This window comes from Hyphomicrobium sp. CS1BSMeth3 (assembly GCF_900117415.1).
GTDB lineage: Bacteria > Pseudomonadota > Alphaproteobacteria > Rhizobiales > Hyphomicrobiaceae.
Map to the genome: position 1 here is coordinate 768,217 of NZ_FPEI01000006.1, position 13,377 is coordinate 781,593.

Annotated in this window: 10 protein-coding genes; 2 read left to right on the forward strand and 8 right to left on the reverse strand. The window is 59.4% G+C overall.

Annotation, left to right across the window (positions count from 1 at the left end):
• Positions 1 to 92: 92 nt before the first annotated feature.
• The 4 genes from CS1BSM3_RS18630 to CS1BSM3_RS18645 form a co-directional block, all read right to left on the reverse strand.
• A complete protein-coding gene (locus CS1BSM3_RS18630; RefSeq protein ID WP_072389419.1) occupies positions 93 to 1,343 on the reverse strand; it encodes a TIGR02679 family protein in 1,251 nt (416 codons plus the stop codon).
• Positions 1,340 to 5,437 (reverse strand): TIGR02680 family protein, encoded by a 4,098-nt coding sequence (locus CS1BSM3_RS18635; RefSeq protein ID WP_244540562.1) that lies wholly within the window; start codon positions 5,435 to 5,437, stop codon positions 1,340 to 1,342. The genes CS1BSM3_RS18630 and CS1BSM3_RS18635 overlap by 4 nt, the downstream gene beginning before the upstream one ends.
• 77 nt (positions 5,438 to 5,514) lie before the next feature.
• Positions 5,515 to 6,807: a TIGR02678 family protein gene (locus CS1BSM3_RS18640; protein WP_072389421.1), complete on the reverse strand. Its 1,293-nt coding sequence runs from the start codon at positions 6,805 to 6,807 to the stop codon at positions 5,515 to 5,517.
• Positions 6,808 to 6,812: 5 nt separating this feature from the next.
• On the reverse strand, positions 6,813 to 8,336 hold the full coding sequence (locus CS1BSM3_RS18645; RefSeq protein ID WP_072389422.1) for a TIGR02677 family protein: 1,524 nt from the start codon (positions 8,334 to 8,336) through the stop codon (positions 6,813 to 6,815).
• Between the two features lie 423 nt (positions 8,337 to 8,759).
• On the opposite strand from CS1BSM3_RS18645, the gene CS1BSM3_RS28680 reads away from it, so the two are divergent.
• Positions 8,760 to 9,833: a hypothetical protein gene (locus CS1BSM3_RS28680; RefSeq protein ID WP_244540563.1), complete on the forward strand. Its 1,074-nt coding sequence runs from the start codon at positions 8,760 to 8,762 to the stop codon at positions 9,831 to 9,833.
• Positions 9,834 to 9,876: 43 nt separating this feature from the next.
• On the opposite strand, the gene CS1BSM3_RS18655 is transcribed toward CS1BSM3_RS28680, so the two are convergent.
• The 4 genes from CS1BSM3_RS18655 to CS1BSM3_RS18670 are packed head-to-tail and all read right to left on the reverse strand — an operon-like array spanning position 9,877 to position 11,631.
• Entirely contained in the window at positions 9,877 to 10,242 is a 366-nt protein-coding gene (locus CS1BSM3_RS18655; protein ID WP_072389423.1) for an iron chaperone, read from the reverse strand.
• Positions 10,243 to 10,271: 29 nt separating this feature from the next.
• Positions 10,272 to 10,661: a GFA family protein gene (locus CS1BSM3_RS18660; RefSeq protein ID WP_072389424.1), complete on the reverse strand. Its 390-nt coding sequence runs from the start codon at positions 10,659 to 10,661 to the stop codon at positions 10,272 to 10,274.
• A complete protein-coding gene (locus CS1BSM3_RS18665) occupies positions 10,658 to 11,059 on the reverse strand; it encodes a VOC family protein (RefSeq protein WP_072389426.1) in 402 nt (133 codons plus the stop codon). The genes CS1BSM3_RS18660 and CS1BSM3_RS18665 overlap by 4 nt, the downstream gene beginning before the upstream one ends.
• A gap of 50 nt (positions 11,060 to 11,109) precedes the next feature.
• Positions 11,110 to 11,631, reverse strand: coding sequence for a hypothetical protein (locus CS1BSM3_RS18670; protein WP_083528721.1), 522 nt, complete (start codon positions 11,629 to 11,631; stop codon positions 11,110 to 11,112).
• 436 nt (positions 11,632 to 12,067) lie between these two features.
• On the opposite strand from CS1BSM3_RS18670, the gene CS1BSM3_RS28095 reads away from it, so the two are divergent.
• Positions 12,068 to 12,994 (forward strand): hypothetical protein, encoded by a 927-nt coding sequence (locus CS1BSM3_RS28095; RefSeq protein WP_143149273.1) that lies wholly within the window; start codon positions 12,068 to 12,070, stop codon positions 12,992 to 12,994.
• Positions 12,995 to 13,377 lie beyond the last annotated feature (383 nt).

The following is a 13,377-nucleotide window of genomic DNA, read 5'->3' on the forward strand; positions in this document are numbered from 1 at the left end:
CGTCCGCGACGGCGAGGTTGTCTGGCGATACGTGCGTCGACCTTACGTCTGAAGGCAACGGCGACCGCGCCGCTTCAGAACTTTCCGTCGCGTCATTGCTGAAGGTCCTGAAGCAACACCTCAGCCACAGCTTCCTCGGCAATAGCCACGGCATGCTCTTCCATGACGGGTGCCAATGATGCGTCCCAAGAAGCTGTCGTAGACAGGCCCGACAAAAGGTGCCGCTGCGTCGAAGCGCAAGCTAGTGCAGCCGTGTAATCCTCTGATCCAAAGCGCCACGGTCGTGCGCCATACGCAAGCATCATGTGATTGGCGATGCGCACGCCAGGCCAATCGAAATCACCATGATAATACAAACTTGCGCCAGCCTTCGCTAAGAGCGTCAACAACGTACGCTGCGCCGCTGCCGGCATGCCATCCGTACATACCAGCGGCGCGCAATGCGCCCCAAGCCGATCGGCCGCAATGGCAACAATATTAGGGTTCTCGCAGATATAAACATTGCCGCCTGTCACGGCCCAATCAGGGGCAGACCGCAGCAGCCTGCGCAACGACGCGAAAGTTGGCTCGCCCCACATCTGCGCCCAGCTTGTTTGATCGTGCGTCGGCAAATTCAAGTAAAGTGCTGGCCGTGCAAGCTCGTTGACGAGTACGCCTGCCCGCGCCCACACGTCGCGTGCACGTTCATCACTAAAAGTGCCATCGAGGCTAGCGGCGTCATCGACATCCGATGTGCTGTCGCGTTGGCGCCATGCGGCAACGACGAGAGTTGCCGTCGCCTGACCATCGTCAAGCGCATGGGCATCACCCAACGTTTCCGCAGCCAGCTGGGCGCGTGCAAGCCCCTTGACGGGGAGCCGATGCAGTACGGCATCTGCACGATCGCACAGCCGCCTGGCGACCTCTGGATCCCCTCGCGCCAACCGCTTGAGAAGCCCCAACCCCATTGGGGACTGAACGTGCGTTCTGAGTATTGAATGCTGGCACTCCTGGACCACAGCGGACCAATGAGCCTGTGCTTCAGCGCGAGCAGTAGCGAAGTGCACAATCGGACCATCAAGACGCTCAAGTGCGAGCCGCAAGGACGGAGCGACATCGGCGCGACGAAGCGCGGTATCAATGACGTCAAGGTCTACCTGTATCGAGCTTGAATAGCGGAGCGGGCGTCCCATCAGCGAGGCCAAGATCTCGTATTCTTGCGCGGAGATTTGAGACATGCGGAACCTTGTCAGCGGTCCATCAGATTTGGCCCGCTCATAGTGCCGGCGCAGACGACTGCGCAGCGAAACAAGATGATCGCCACCGAGCAGGCGTTGAAGACGTTCGTCAGCCGGTCCAGTCATTGTGGCGCAAATCTTCGATCAGGGTCAGCTTCCCGTGTTTTTGCTCGTCCATCCCAGGTCCAACGCGAGACAAACACCGCATCGATACCTTCGCGCCGCTGCAGCTGGCAAATCGCAACACCTGGTAGCTCGGCGTAGCAGGCCCACTCGCGCTCGCTGGTGATGACGAAGTCCAAGTCAAACTCGCGGATGAGAGCCATGCAATGCGCACGCGCTGCATCGTCAATGCCGGCGAAAGCCTCGTCGAGCAACATCAGCCGTGGTCCCAGCGTATAGCTGCCCTGGCTGTAGAAGCTGGCAACCGCTGCAAACAGTGGCACGGTGAGGCCGAGCGCCCGCTCGCCGCTCGAGGCAGGCCCGGAAAGTTTGCGCCAATTGCCGTCCTGCCAGCGCTCGACGCGGAAGCGGTGCCAACGGCGATAGTCGAGCGCGCGAGCGAGCTGGTCTAGCAAACTGCCACCACTGTCTTTTCCAGCGGCGGAGTCAGCGCGCTCGCGTTCGGCGGCAATACGCTGCTGCAACATGGCCCCTACGACACTCCGATCTTCAGCGGTCCAGAGGTCGGCATTGGTATTGAGGAGACGCTTGCGCGCAGCTTCCAGACCGACGGGTGCGCCTTCCTCTTCGGTTAGGGCTTGCCATAGCAGTCGATAGCGCACGCCAGTGGAGGTCGGACGATCGTACAATTCCTTGTTGATGGCATGGCGTTGCGCTTCGGCGCCCTGCAGCAGCCGTTGGATTTCCGAAGCGATTTCAGCCTGTAGATGGTTTTCTAACACAGCGCGCTCTTTGGCTGTGAGCAGCTCGCTTCTCTCGGCTATCTCTTGGACGAGACGATCGGCAAGACGATCGGGACGCTCTGGTCTATTCTGATACACGACATGCACGATAAGACCCCAGTCGGTCGTCTCGGACTGGGCTTGGTGGCCAAGTGCGCTGAGCGCCCGCTGCAGATCTGTAAGGTCCACTGTGACCTCCCGCTGCACCCGTGTCCAGGTGTCGTCATCATCCTTCAGCGCGGACAATACCTGTTCGGTGCGGCGGGCGAGCGTGAGCGCAGGATCGATGGTCCACTGATTATCCATCGCCGGCAATTCGGCGCTGTGCCAGGCCGCCGAAAGCAGACCGGTCGCCGCGAACTGCTGAAACTTGAAGACCGCTTCTGCGCGCGCCTCACTACACTTCTGAAAGTCTGTGTCGGCTGTCGTGGCCTGCACCGCAGCGACAGCACGCGTTTCACCAGCTTCGCTCAGCGCCTTGGCCGCCCGCTTCCATATTTCTTCACTTGTCTCAACCGCGACGACGGCCTCAGCCAGCTTTCGGTTCAATTCCTCGACCTTGGCACCGACAGCTGTCCGCAACACGTCAAATCGCGCAGAAGCTTCCTCTGACTCTATGCGGGCGGAGGCACAATGTTCCTCGCTCTTCCTCAGGTCGTTGCGAGCCTCGTCTTCGCGGGCGCGGCGTCGCTGCAAATCCGGTAGAGCTGACCGCAGGCTCTGCGCAGCATAACAAAGTTGGAACTGTGATTCGCGGTAATGCTCGAGGGCCACCTCAATGGTGGGCAACGCGCTGAGCGATTCAGGCAGGCGCAAGTCCGCGGCATCAGTCACGAGCCGCTCCCGCATGGTTCGTAACGCGAGTTCCGCCTCGCGATAGGTGGCCTCGGCTTCGGCCAGCCGCTGCCGAGCGATTTGTGTTTCACGCGCGAGAGCGGCCGCAACGACATGGGCTTTGCGCAAGGCTTCGTCGACGGGAGCCTGACGCCATTCCTCAGCAGCCTTGTCCTGATCGTGTGAGAGCTGCTCGGCCATGGATTGTACCGCCGACAGCTCGTCAGTAAGTTGAGCGAGGCGCTCCGCAATCTCAACTAGGCGTCGTGTTCGGGCTGCGGCGCGGGCCGCGTAACCAATGTAGATCGCCTCAGGTTTAACCCAGGCGCCAGACAGAGCGCCAAGGCGGAAGCGGCCATCAGGAGCGACCCACGTTTCGCAGTCCGCCGGATCGTCGTGTCCGCAAGCAATGCCGGACAATATGCCCTCGACGATCTTGGCGGGCACAGTAGAGCCAGTCGGTATAGCGGCCTGCAGCCAGCCCGCGAGCGAAGCAGGGTTCTGTCGCCGCTCCAAGAGCTGCACGTCGTGCAGCACTCCACCGTCGTCGCGGATCTGCATCTGGCCGTTGGGCGAAACCCAAGCATCGAGCAAGCCGGCGACTTCGAGCGCTGCTTCTAGTCCAGCACGCTGCTGGTCTGTGACCGCCCCGATAAAATCGATCAATTGCCACAGCGGTGCGCCCTCGCGCGCACTACGGGCATCTATATCGCGCGTATGGGGCGGGTGTGGCGCTGTATCCGTGCCGGCTTCAAGACGGATGCGCTCGTCTTCGAGAGCCCTGCGTTCTGCATTGAATGCTTGGCGTTTTCCAGCAAGCTCCACATGGAGTTGTGCATGGCGTCGACTGGCCTCTTGCTGTGCCGCCTGTAAAAGTTGCCGTGCCGGATTTTCGCCCTGCAGCGTATGTGCCCAGTCGGCTAGGACCGCCAAAGCCCCGCGGCTTTCTTCGAAACTAACAGGCAGCTGTGTCAGATTGGCAAAGTAACGTTCCCACGCCTGGACCAGCTTCTGGCCCTCGCGCTCGACGTTCGTATCGGCCTCTTCACGTCGCTCGGCTGCCGATTGAGCTTCCTCTTGTCGCTCATCACGCTTCTCTTGACGCTGCAAACGCAAGCCTTCGGCGCCCTTCACCTCATCGTGGCGTTGCCTCAACAATGCAATTTGCTGGCGTCGATCAGCTGCGAGCGTACGCAAATCAGAACAAGCACCATCGAAGGCCCGTAAGATCAGTGCGGACAGTGCTGTAGCATCAAGCGTCACGAGCGGACTTTCAGCATGGCGGCTGGCGATGCCCGCTGTTTCCGCATACCCCGCGCTTTCGCGACGAAAGCTTGCCATCCGATGTTCGATCTGTGCTACCTGCTCGGCGGCATGACTTGCTTCTTCCAGCCCACGTTCCAACCGTCGGCCTGCCTCTTCAACATCCGCCGTAGCAGTTCGCCATGCTCGAAGGCGTGCCGCTGCATCCTTCTCGGCGCTTTCAAGTCGATTTGCATCCTGCATCGTCGGGTGAGCACGCAGGGTCTCAAGCCGAGCTCGCTCGCGCTTGAGAGCAACCTCCGCCTCATCGTGAGCAGTCTTTACGCGAGCTTCTGCCGTCTGGGCATTTTTTAACTGTGCCAGCGTTTCACTGCGCGCACGGCTGGCGGAATCAAACTCCGTTTGAGCATGTCGCAGCGCTCGAGCTTGCCGACGGCTTTGCGTACCTGCGTAGACGCGGTAGCGCTGCTCGAAGCGCTCGATGGCTTTCGCCAGCGCGTGATACTCTTCGAGTTGACGCCGGTCCTCCTCCAACTGGCCGAACGCCTCGGCTACGTCCCCGAGCAGTTCGGGGGCGAGGGGCGGCAAGGCCTCGGTCAATGCGTTCGAAAGAGCCGTCTCGTCAGGTTTCCTGGACAGCTGCGGTTGACGCAACTGAATCAACGTGTCCATCAATGCGTCGTAACGCCGGACACCTAAGTGAAACAACCTTTCATCGACAGCACGACGGTAGCTGGTGGCAGTGTCGAAAACCTGTCCGCGCCCTTGCAGCGCGTCGCGCAGTCGTTCCTTGGTCAGCACAACACGTTGGTCGTTTGTCAACCAAAGATGCTGATTGATCCGTGCCCCACCGTCGGCGTCATCCAATACAAAGTACCAGCTCTCCACTTGTGGACGCCCAGCAACAGCCGAGAGGCCTGCACCAAGCGAAAGATAGCGTGGTGTACCATCCTCAGTGATGCGACCAAACTCGATCCACGCATACCCGTTGCGTCGATTGTGGCTGTTCAGCAGCAAGTTCCAAGCCATCTTCTTGCCACTGTCGCCATCCGGCTCGATGCGCGAGGATTTGAGTTGGGCATCGAGAAGAAAGGGGAGAGTAAGCGACAACACCTTGGACTTGCCCGTACCATTGTTGCCGCGCAAAAGCAGATGACCGTCCCGGAACCAGAATTCTTCGCTGTCATACAGAAAGAGCTCCACGACGCCGAGCCGCAACGGTTGCCATCGCGACCGCGTTGGAGTGGGGAGCGGCGGTCGCTGCGGCTGTAGGAACAGCGCTTGTGCCCCGCGTCTCATGCCGGCTCGACGCTGCTATTGTCGCGCGCGCCGGACGCATCGCGGATTTCGGCATCGCCGAGTGCGAAGCGTGCGAGCGCAGGCAGCGGACACACACCATTGTTATTGCGGACGATCAGTTGAAGCTTCTCCAACCGCCCGATCGCGATTTCCGCCAGCTCGTGCTCTGCGCCTGGCTCGCGCGCCGATTTGCGCCAATACCGACCATAACGGCCCTTGGCCTCGCGTAGGAAGTCGACGATGTCAGTGGTTGCAGTGAATTCAGCCAACGACTGCGCTGTAGGGGACACGTGGGCTTGTTGCTGCCTGCAACTGGAGGCCAAGTATTCCGCCACCAACAGGGTAGCATGGGCGTCCGTACCCTCTGCGGGCATGGCCACGTCCGTTAGCGCGCCAGAGTCGTCGACAAGCGCTAGCCCCTCTGCACGTTGCTCTGCGACGAGGCCGACCGCGTCACACAAGCGAAGAGCCATAGCTCCGCGTTGGTTGGCAAAATAGGCACGGGATTCCGTGTCCAGACTGTCAAGGTATACGACAGGATCATCCAGAAGTCGGCGTGCAAGTTGATGGCGAATTGCTGTCCGTCGAGCCTCATCGCTGTCCGCCGCATGCTCGGTGACCAGGGCATGGAGCCGCTCGTCGAGACTGACCGGGGCATCCTCCGGCCTCCACGTCGATGGACCACGGACGACAGCAAGCATGCCAGAAAGGGCGCGACGCTGGACATCGTAGAGAGCATCGGCCTGATCGCCACCGGCGTGGACAAAAGCTTCCTCGTCGCCAGCCACACGCTGCAGCACCCCCAACTCCAGCAGCGTGCGACACACTGCAACCAGTTCGCGACGCTCGTGTTGAGCAGCGAGGGTAAATGTAAAACCAAGAGACGTAAGTGTCGGCTCGGCCGCAAGCAGCAATAGCCGTTCCCCCAGAATACGCAATGTGACTTGCGCTTCGGCGCGTTCGAGCACTGCACAGGCAAGGCACAAAAGCACATAACGTCGACGATCGTAGTCGGGTAAACCGCGCGTAGCGCTGCTGAGATCTGCGGGCCTCTTGTAGAGCCGAGCTCCACCACGTTCGGCCTCCAATGTCCAGCCCGTCTCGCGCGCGAACCAGTCGCGAAGCGGTTCTGCCTGGCGGCGAACGGTGGAGAAGTCCTCATGCGCGGGACTCAATAAGGGAGACATCAGCAGGGTTCGCAGAGCCGTGCGAAATTCATCGCGCTGAAACTGCTGCTGCCGCTGAGCAATATTGCGACTCTGCTGATCGCCATCAACATGAACCTTCACCGATGTCAGCCTCCACTCGAGGGCGTTATGGTGATCAGATGATCTCGCCCAGCGAAGATGCCGTGCAACGTCTTGATTTCGGCATGGCTGTCCGAAGCCAAGGGCTCCAAGCGTATGTGAAGCAAACCGTCGCCCGTTTGCCTTTCGACCGTCCTTTCCGGTCCACCTTGCTCCGTTAGTGCTTCGCCTAGCAAGCCAAGGAACAGGCCGAAGGCATGCGGGTCAAGCTCGCCCAGGTCCGAAAGTCGTGTGGATTGACCGGTCGCGAGGCGCCGTCGCGCCGCTTCCACCTGCAAAGACTCTTCAGCCAATTCGCGCACCAGAAGCGCGCGCGCCTCGGAGCGGTCTCGCACACGGGGCAGCGGTCCACGCGGTGCGGCCTCGCCATATTCGCGCAAACGTGGATGAATCTTCAAAGGCGGTGCATTTGCCCAACGGGTGCTTGCCGGCAGATCGGCATCCGCGTCGATGTTGAGCGAAAAGTGCCGGGCCGGATTAAGTGCAAAGGCCGCACGGGCCAACCGGTGTGCCTCGCCGTCGTCCGCGCAGGCTGCGAACCAGCCGGCGAGCACGCGAAAATCCGCCGACCGGTCACTGCGACCGCTACGTCTCTCGTTAAGAGCCGCTATTGCACCCAGGAGTTGCGGGATGGCCGACCGCGCTCGTGCCCGCAATAGTTCAGCTTGAGATGCCTCGTGGCTTGTGCGGAAGAACCACCCACGCAGACCCTGCCATCGTTCGCGCCACACTTGCAGGTAGCGGCTCTCAGCTTCAGTTCGGTCCTGCGCATCACCAGGAGCAGCATCCCGTGCTTCGCGCGCCGAAACGTGTTGCAGCAGTGCTTCGATACTGGGCTCCAAGGCAAGGATGTGGCCTGCAATTGTTTCGGAGCGGCGCACCAAGTCGCCCATGAACCGCTCCAGGTAGTCGATCAGGCGGCGCTTATAAGTTGCCACGGTGCTGGCTTCGGCCTGCTGCAGTTCGATGCTGCGTGCAACGCCGGCCATAAATGCCTGCGCATTTTCGGCCAAACCCTCGAAGACGCGAACGAGATCGCGCAAGGTTTCATGGATTTTGGCCGCATCGGGCTCATCATCCGCGGCCAAAATCCGAAGACTCTTAAGGCGGCTCGCAATATCCTCCAGCGCCACGGTCTGAAGTTCTGCGCGCCGCCGCAGTGTTTGCACGAACAACACCAGCGCCGACTCCACAGCTTCCCCGCCCTGAGACAGTCTGTAGAGAAAGCGAGCGCGATAGAAATCGCTCAGGTTCGAAACGCGTGCGGTGTCGGGGTGGGCCTCAAGATTACCCCAAGCTTCAAGTTGGGCGAGTGCTGTGTTCACTTCCTCGATGCGAGGTGGTGATCCCGGCCATGTTGCCTCCGCCAGCACCTCGTCAGGCCGTAATTGCAGGCGATACTGTCGCTTTGCCATGGCAAAGACGTCCATGATGCAGCGATAGAATGTTGCCTTCTCAGCGGTCACGTGCCGAAAGAGTTCGGCGGATTCGTTTAATCCTGAGCTGGTCATGCGTGGACCCTCCCCAGGGCATTTTGTTGCATTTGGCCTGAGTACGCTCCATGCCCAAGATTGTTGTGCACAAGTAAAGCTGACGCGCCAATGCCGTAAATTGATTGTCGGGCAAAAGCCCTGAGAAAAGGCGGCTGGCAGACTTGCCCCGGACCATCCGTATTCGACTTGTCGCCAACTCCCCGTTATCGATTCTCGCCAGCTCAGTGATTCTCCCGGGCCCCGTCAAAGCTCGCGGGTCGATTTCTTTTGCGTTGCAGCACGGCTTTGCTTCCGGCGCGGTATTCAGGTCGAGAATCGTTTTGCCGGATCGGTCGGCGGCGATAAGGCCGCGTGTGGATCTGACACAAGGATACGATGGTGAGTGGACTGACTCCCATAGCGTCTCGACTATCACTCGCTTTGGACGAAGAATACCTGCGCATGCAGAATGAATGGTTCTTCAAGTGGCATTTTATCGGCAGGGAAGGACCAGTAGAGATCGACAGCTTCGACGGCAGAATGATCAAGTACGGCGGTATCAAATTTTCGGGCACTGCCCATGACATCTATTGGCAAACAATCCAGCGGTATCTCCGAAAGAAGATCAGTGCGATCCTCGACGACGTGGAAACGGAGCTGCGCAAGTACCCACTGGAGATCCGCGAGACCACGTTGAACCGAGCCCGCTCCCTCATCCTCCAGTTCGCAGGCAAGATTCGCCGTGCCGCGATCGACAAGGACAGAGTGTTGCGAGGCGACGGGATAAAATTTCCCGAAGCTCGAGACTTCGGTCAATGGTCGGGCTCCAGGAACGAGGATATCGAAGCGCGAATCGCCAGCCTCTTGGATATCTATTGCGATCGAAAAATTACTATTGAGGGGGTCGAAGTGTCCTTCAATTCAATGATGAACGATAAGCTGACGCTGGTGAAAGCCGACGGCACCATTGTTCGTGAAAACATTCCCGGGCAAGTCACCCCTACGCTTGTCATCACCTTCCTGCGCGACTTGCCGATCGAGCCTGGTGATCATTTCCTCCGGCAGCTGCCTAGCGGTCTCGTCGACGACCTTGTGGTCGTCGACCCAGGCTACCGTAGTGGCATCGGTGGCATACAAGCTCACTTCCAAACAAAGGTAAGGCGCTCGGACGCGGCGACCGGATCACAGCACGCTCTCATACAGAACATCACCAACAACTTTCACGGCCCCAACGCTCGAGTGAACTCCAACTCCATCGACAATTCGCTCAACGTTGCCGGTGATATCTCTGTAAGAGACCTCTCTGACTTCATTGGCCAGCTAAGGCCCACAATCGACGCATTGCCTTCCCCCCAGAAGGAGCTGATCACGGCTCCCCTCGCGATTCTCGACGAGGAGATCCGAGCATCAGCACCTTCGCAATCCAGAATGCGTGCCGCTCTCTTGTCGATGAAAACGATTGCCGAAGGTGTCGCTGGCAATCTGGCAGCGGCTGGCATCGTGAGTCTCATCGGACGGCTGTTGTCCAGCGCATGACCCTTGCCATTGCGCGCAAGAACGTCGATGCCTGCAAACAGGTTCAGCACATCGATCTGCCACGCGCATGGATGTCGCGCAGCATCGCGGCCACGATGGCGAAATCGATCTGGCCCGAATTGCGATAGCGAATGCAGCCCTTGCCACAATCGATGCCGGCCAGTTGGTCCCGGAACCGCGCGACCGCCGTCGGCCCCGCGTAAAAGGCAATGTGACGTTTCTGGGCGTTGAAACTTACGGCGTTGTCCCGGCCCGGCGGGCCATATCCGGGCATGCCCCATTGCATCCGCTCTTCCCAGCCGTCCAGTTGCTGGCGGCACGCCAAGCGCAATTGATCGAAGGTCAGCCGATCCGGCGCCGCAAGGCCGTCGAACCATTCATCCACCGTCGTCGCCGTCGATTGCACCATACAGCCTCCTTTCGATCGCGCCTGACTGCCTAGAACCACATATCCTTGATGCAGCGGCCATCGCGCGGCAGGTCGTCGAAGCTGCCCAGCCCATCGAAATGATCAATCACAACGTTGGCGATCGGTCCTGGCTCCGTGAGCCTCAGATTAACGGCGATACGGCGGCGACCTTGCTCATCAAGTCCGCGGCCGCGCCAAAAAGCGACGCACCCGCACTCCGGGCAGAAATGGAACTCCAGGCTTCGGCCCCGAACGTAGGCCTTGGTCGGACCGAAGACGCGTATTGCCTCGCCCTCATAGTCATAGGCCCAAAGTGTCCCATAGCGGCGGCAGGCCGTGCAGTTGCAGGCCGTGGCCGACTCCGGGAGGCCATCAAAGCTCCAGCCGACCGCGCCGCAGAGACAGGTTCCTTCGATCATTGCGATGCTCCCGTCTGGTTTCCCACCTGGGTTGCGATCCACCAGGTCGTGCCGCCGGCGTCGCGAAACCCGCCCCGCTTGTCTTCGTCGCCTTTCTGCACAGGTGCTTGCACGGGTTCTGCGCCGGCAGCGATGGCGCGGGCATAGGTAGCATCCACGTCCGGAACATATACATGTGCATGGCTGCGGACGACCGGCCATCCATCGGTCGGGTCGCTGAGCATCACTACCGTATCGCCGATCCTGATCTCGCCATGGGCGAGCTTTCCGTCATCCCTGGTGTATTGGCGAAGCAGCTCCGCATCGAACACCCGCACGAGAAACTCAATGGTGGCCCTGGCGCCATCGACGATCAGGTAAGGAGCAACAGACGTATAGCCGTGAGGTTTGTAATCCATCGCATTCTCCATTCGCTTGCGGGCTTTGGAGGTGACCGATCGCCGATCCCCTAGTCATCGTTCCATTGTTTGAGGACGCGAACGCCCTCAGCCTTGCCCGGCCACAGATGCACAACGTAACGGTCCTCGCCCTCGAGCCCGTCCGAACTCAGCGTTCCGAGGCCGGTGAACAAGACCCGTGCCTTGAGATTGCCAGCCGGTACGGAGAACCGTGCAGCGTCCGGGAGATAGTCGGTGCATCCGGCAATCGCGATCATGCCTGCGCTGCGCAGATCGGCCTCCACGGCATGATCGGCATCTGGAAGATCGAGCGCGGGCTCTGTCTCATGCAGTTCGACCAAGACCGGCACCTCAATGTTTCGGGCCGTGAATACAACCAGGACATCGTCGCGGCAGACGATCCGCTGGCTTATGGCCTCGTCTGTCACATCTTCCGAGATGTCGACTTTGCTTTCAGTGTCGGCGAGATAGAACTGGTGATAGTCCGCAAACAACACGCCTTCGAAAACTTTCGCCATTGCGCCCCCCAGATGATCGAAATATCGAGCGTGGCCGCAGAAAATGGCATCCACGCGATCCCGCTCCCAAACAGACCCACCGGTGCAGCGGGCAATGCTCCCGCCAACTGGGTGTGTTCTGCTTGGGAAGATCAACGAAAGACGCGTCAAATCAAGCAACCGCAAAGCGCGCTTTCGATGAGAAAGACCGATGTCGCCTCAATCAGCGCGGTGCGGCGCTGTCGACCGCCAGCTTCTGGGGCAGACGATACCGTGGTTTGAGCCTGACGAGGCGGTTCTATGGCTGCAGCACCTCAACGAGCGCCCAAGAGCTCCACGCATTGATTGCCAAACAGGCGCGATGATCCGATAGATTTCGTCCGCTGCCGTGACGGGCCGGGGCGGACGTTCTGCTGTCAGCAATCGCGCGTCTCGACCTAATCTGTAGCAAGGTTGACAATCGGAAAAAAGTTATAAGCTTGGACACACGCAGCTGGGGGGGCACAAAATTATGGCATTGCCTTTTGACGCGATCCCGGAAGTAGCAATTGACTACGTTCGCGGGGTATTCCGGGCGGCCAATGAGAAGGTCTCAGGTGCCGTATCGTTGCATCCCTCTATGCATGAAGAGACACTGGATCACATCCTGATCATGGACCTCACCGCGTCTCCGCCGGCTTTCTTTGCGACTGAGCGGGTCGGTATTTGCCTGGAATCGCATTGGCTCGGTAGCCGATGGATGCTTGGGCGTTGGGAGATTGCCGACATAGCTTTTTTTATACTCTTGCGTCGGCAAGGTACCCTGCTCGCACGCAAGGTCGCACTCCTACAAACAAAGCGGCTCTATTCTAGGGAGATCCCTGCCGTTCAACTCGACGAAGCTGACTATCAGATCGGTATCGGACGGCTCGCAGATCGGACGGATCGAACTGTGCCTATCTCAAGTCAACGCACATTTGGCTTCGATAGCAAGTCTATCTACCAAGCGACTGAGGCGGGCCACCCGCAAGTTGATCGCATCGAAGAGTACTCTGAGCGTCGAGGCATCCCAGTTTACTACGGGTTTTACAATCCTCTGACCCTTCCATTTCGAACAGCCTATCCCGCATTGGATGGACGGGCACCGGAAGGCGGAAACGCGATTGGTTGTCGCGTCACCCCAGCGGAAAATGTCCATTCCGTCGTTCGAAAACTCGATGCTGGTCGATCACCCTCCGTGAACGACATCACATTGCCATCGCCCCTCGACGCTTCCGATCCCAGCTCAACACTTGGTTGGCGGCTTGAAAACTTCATCGCTGATGAGGTGCTGCGATGCAGGCAGGGTCGGCACTTCGAGGATCTGACTGATCCGAACTTGCGAGCATTGTTGTACGAAAGATCTGCGCCAATCTCTGCCGCAATTACCATTACGATCGACATCGCAGAGGCTGGCTAGTTGCTTTGAGGAGTCACGTGGAGGAGGGTCCGCTCTGGTTCAATCGCGTGGCGCGTTAACAAGCAACGGAGATTGTGCAGAGATAGCGGCCCTGGTCATCTAATTTCCGATCTTCAGATTGGCTCTTATGGCAGTAATTGCTGTGTGATCGACCATAATGGAACACTGATGCCAAGCCCACCGTCCCAGACTGATCAACAGTCAGCCGTCAGATTGCTCGCATGCATCTGTGCCGCCGGCGAGCCGGTACAGGACTCTGAGTTCGGGCCCGACATCGTTGCAATTCTACGTGCCCAATCGCGCTTGCAGGCGTTGGATTTCTGGATCCGCTATCCTGATTACCTTGCAAACGAACTTCTGAATGAGTTCGAGAGGGGTTCGAT

Excerpts from the sequence above, each read along its gene's own strand:
- CS1BSM3_RS18655 (WP_072389423.1), bottom strand. The coding sequence starts at position 10,242 with ATGGTGCAATCGACGGCGACGACGGTGGATGAATGGTTCGACGGCCTT.
- CS1BSM3_RS18645 (WP_072389422.1), bottom strand. The coding sequence starts at position 8,336 with ATGACCAGCTCAGGATTAAACGAATCCGCCGAACTCTTTCGGCACGTG.
- CS1BSM3_RS18665 (WP_072389426.1), bottom strand. The coding sequence starts at position 11,059 with ATGGATTACAAACCTCACGGCTATACGTCTGTTGCTCCTTACCTGATC.
- CS1BSM3_RS18630 (WP_072389419.1), bottom strand. The coding sequence starts at position 1,343 with ATGACTGGACCGGCTGACGAACGTCTTCAACGCCTGCTCGGTGGCGAT.
- CS1BSM3_RS18660 (WP_072389424.1), bottom strand. The coding sequence starts at position 10,661 with ATGATCGAAGGAACCTGTCTCTGCGGCGCGGTCGGCTGGAGCTTTGAT.
- CS1BSM3_RS28095 (WP_143149273.1), top strand. The coding sequence starts at position 12,068 with ATGGCATTGCCTTTTGACGCGATCCCGGAAGTAGCAATTGACTACGTT.
- CS1BSM3_RS28680 (WP_244540563.1), top strand. The coding sequence starts at position 8,760 with ATGCAGAATGAATGGTTCTTCAAGTGGCATTTTATCGGCAGGGAAGGA.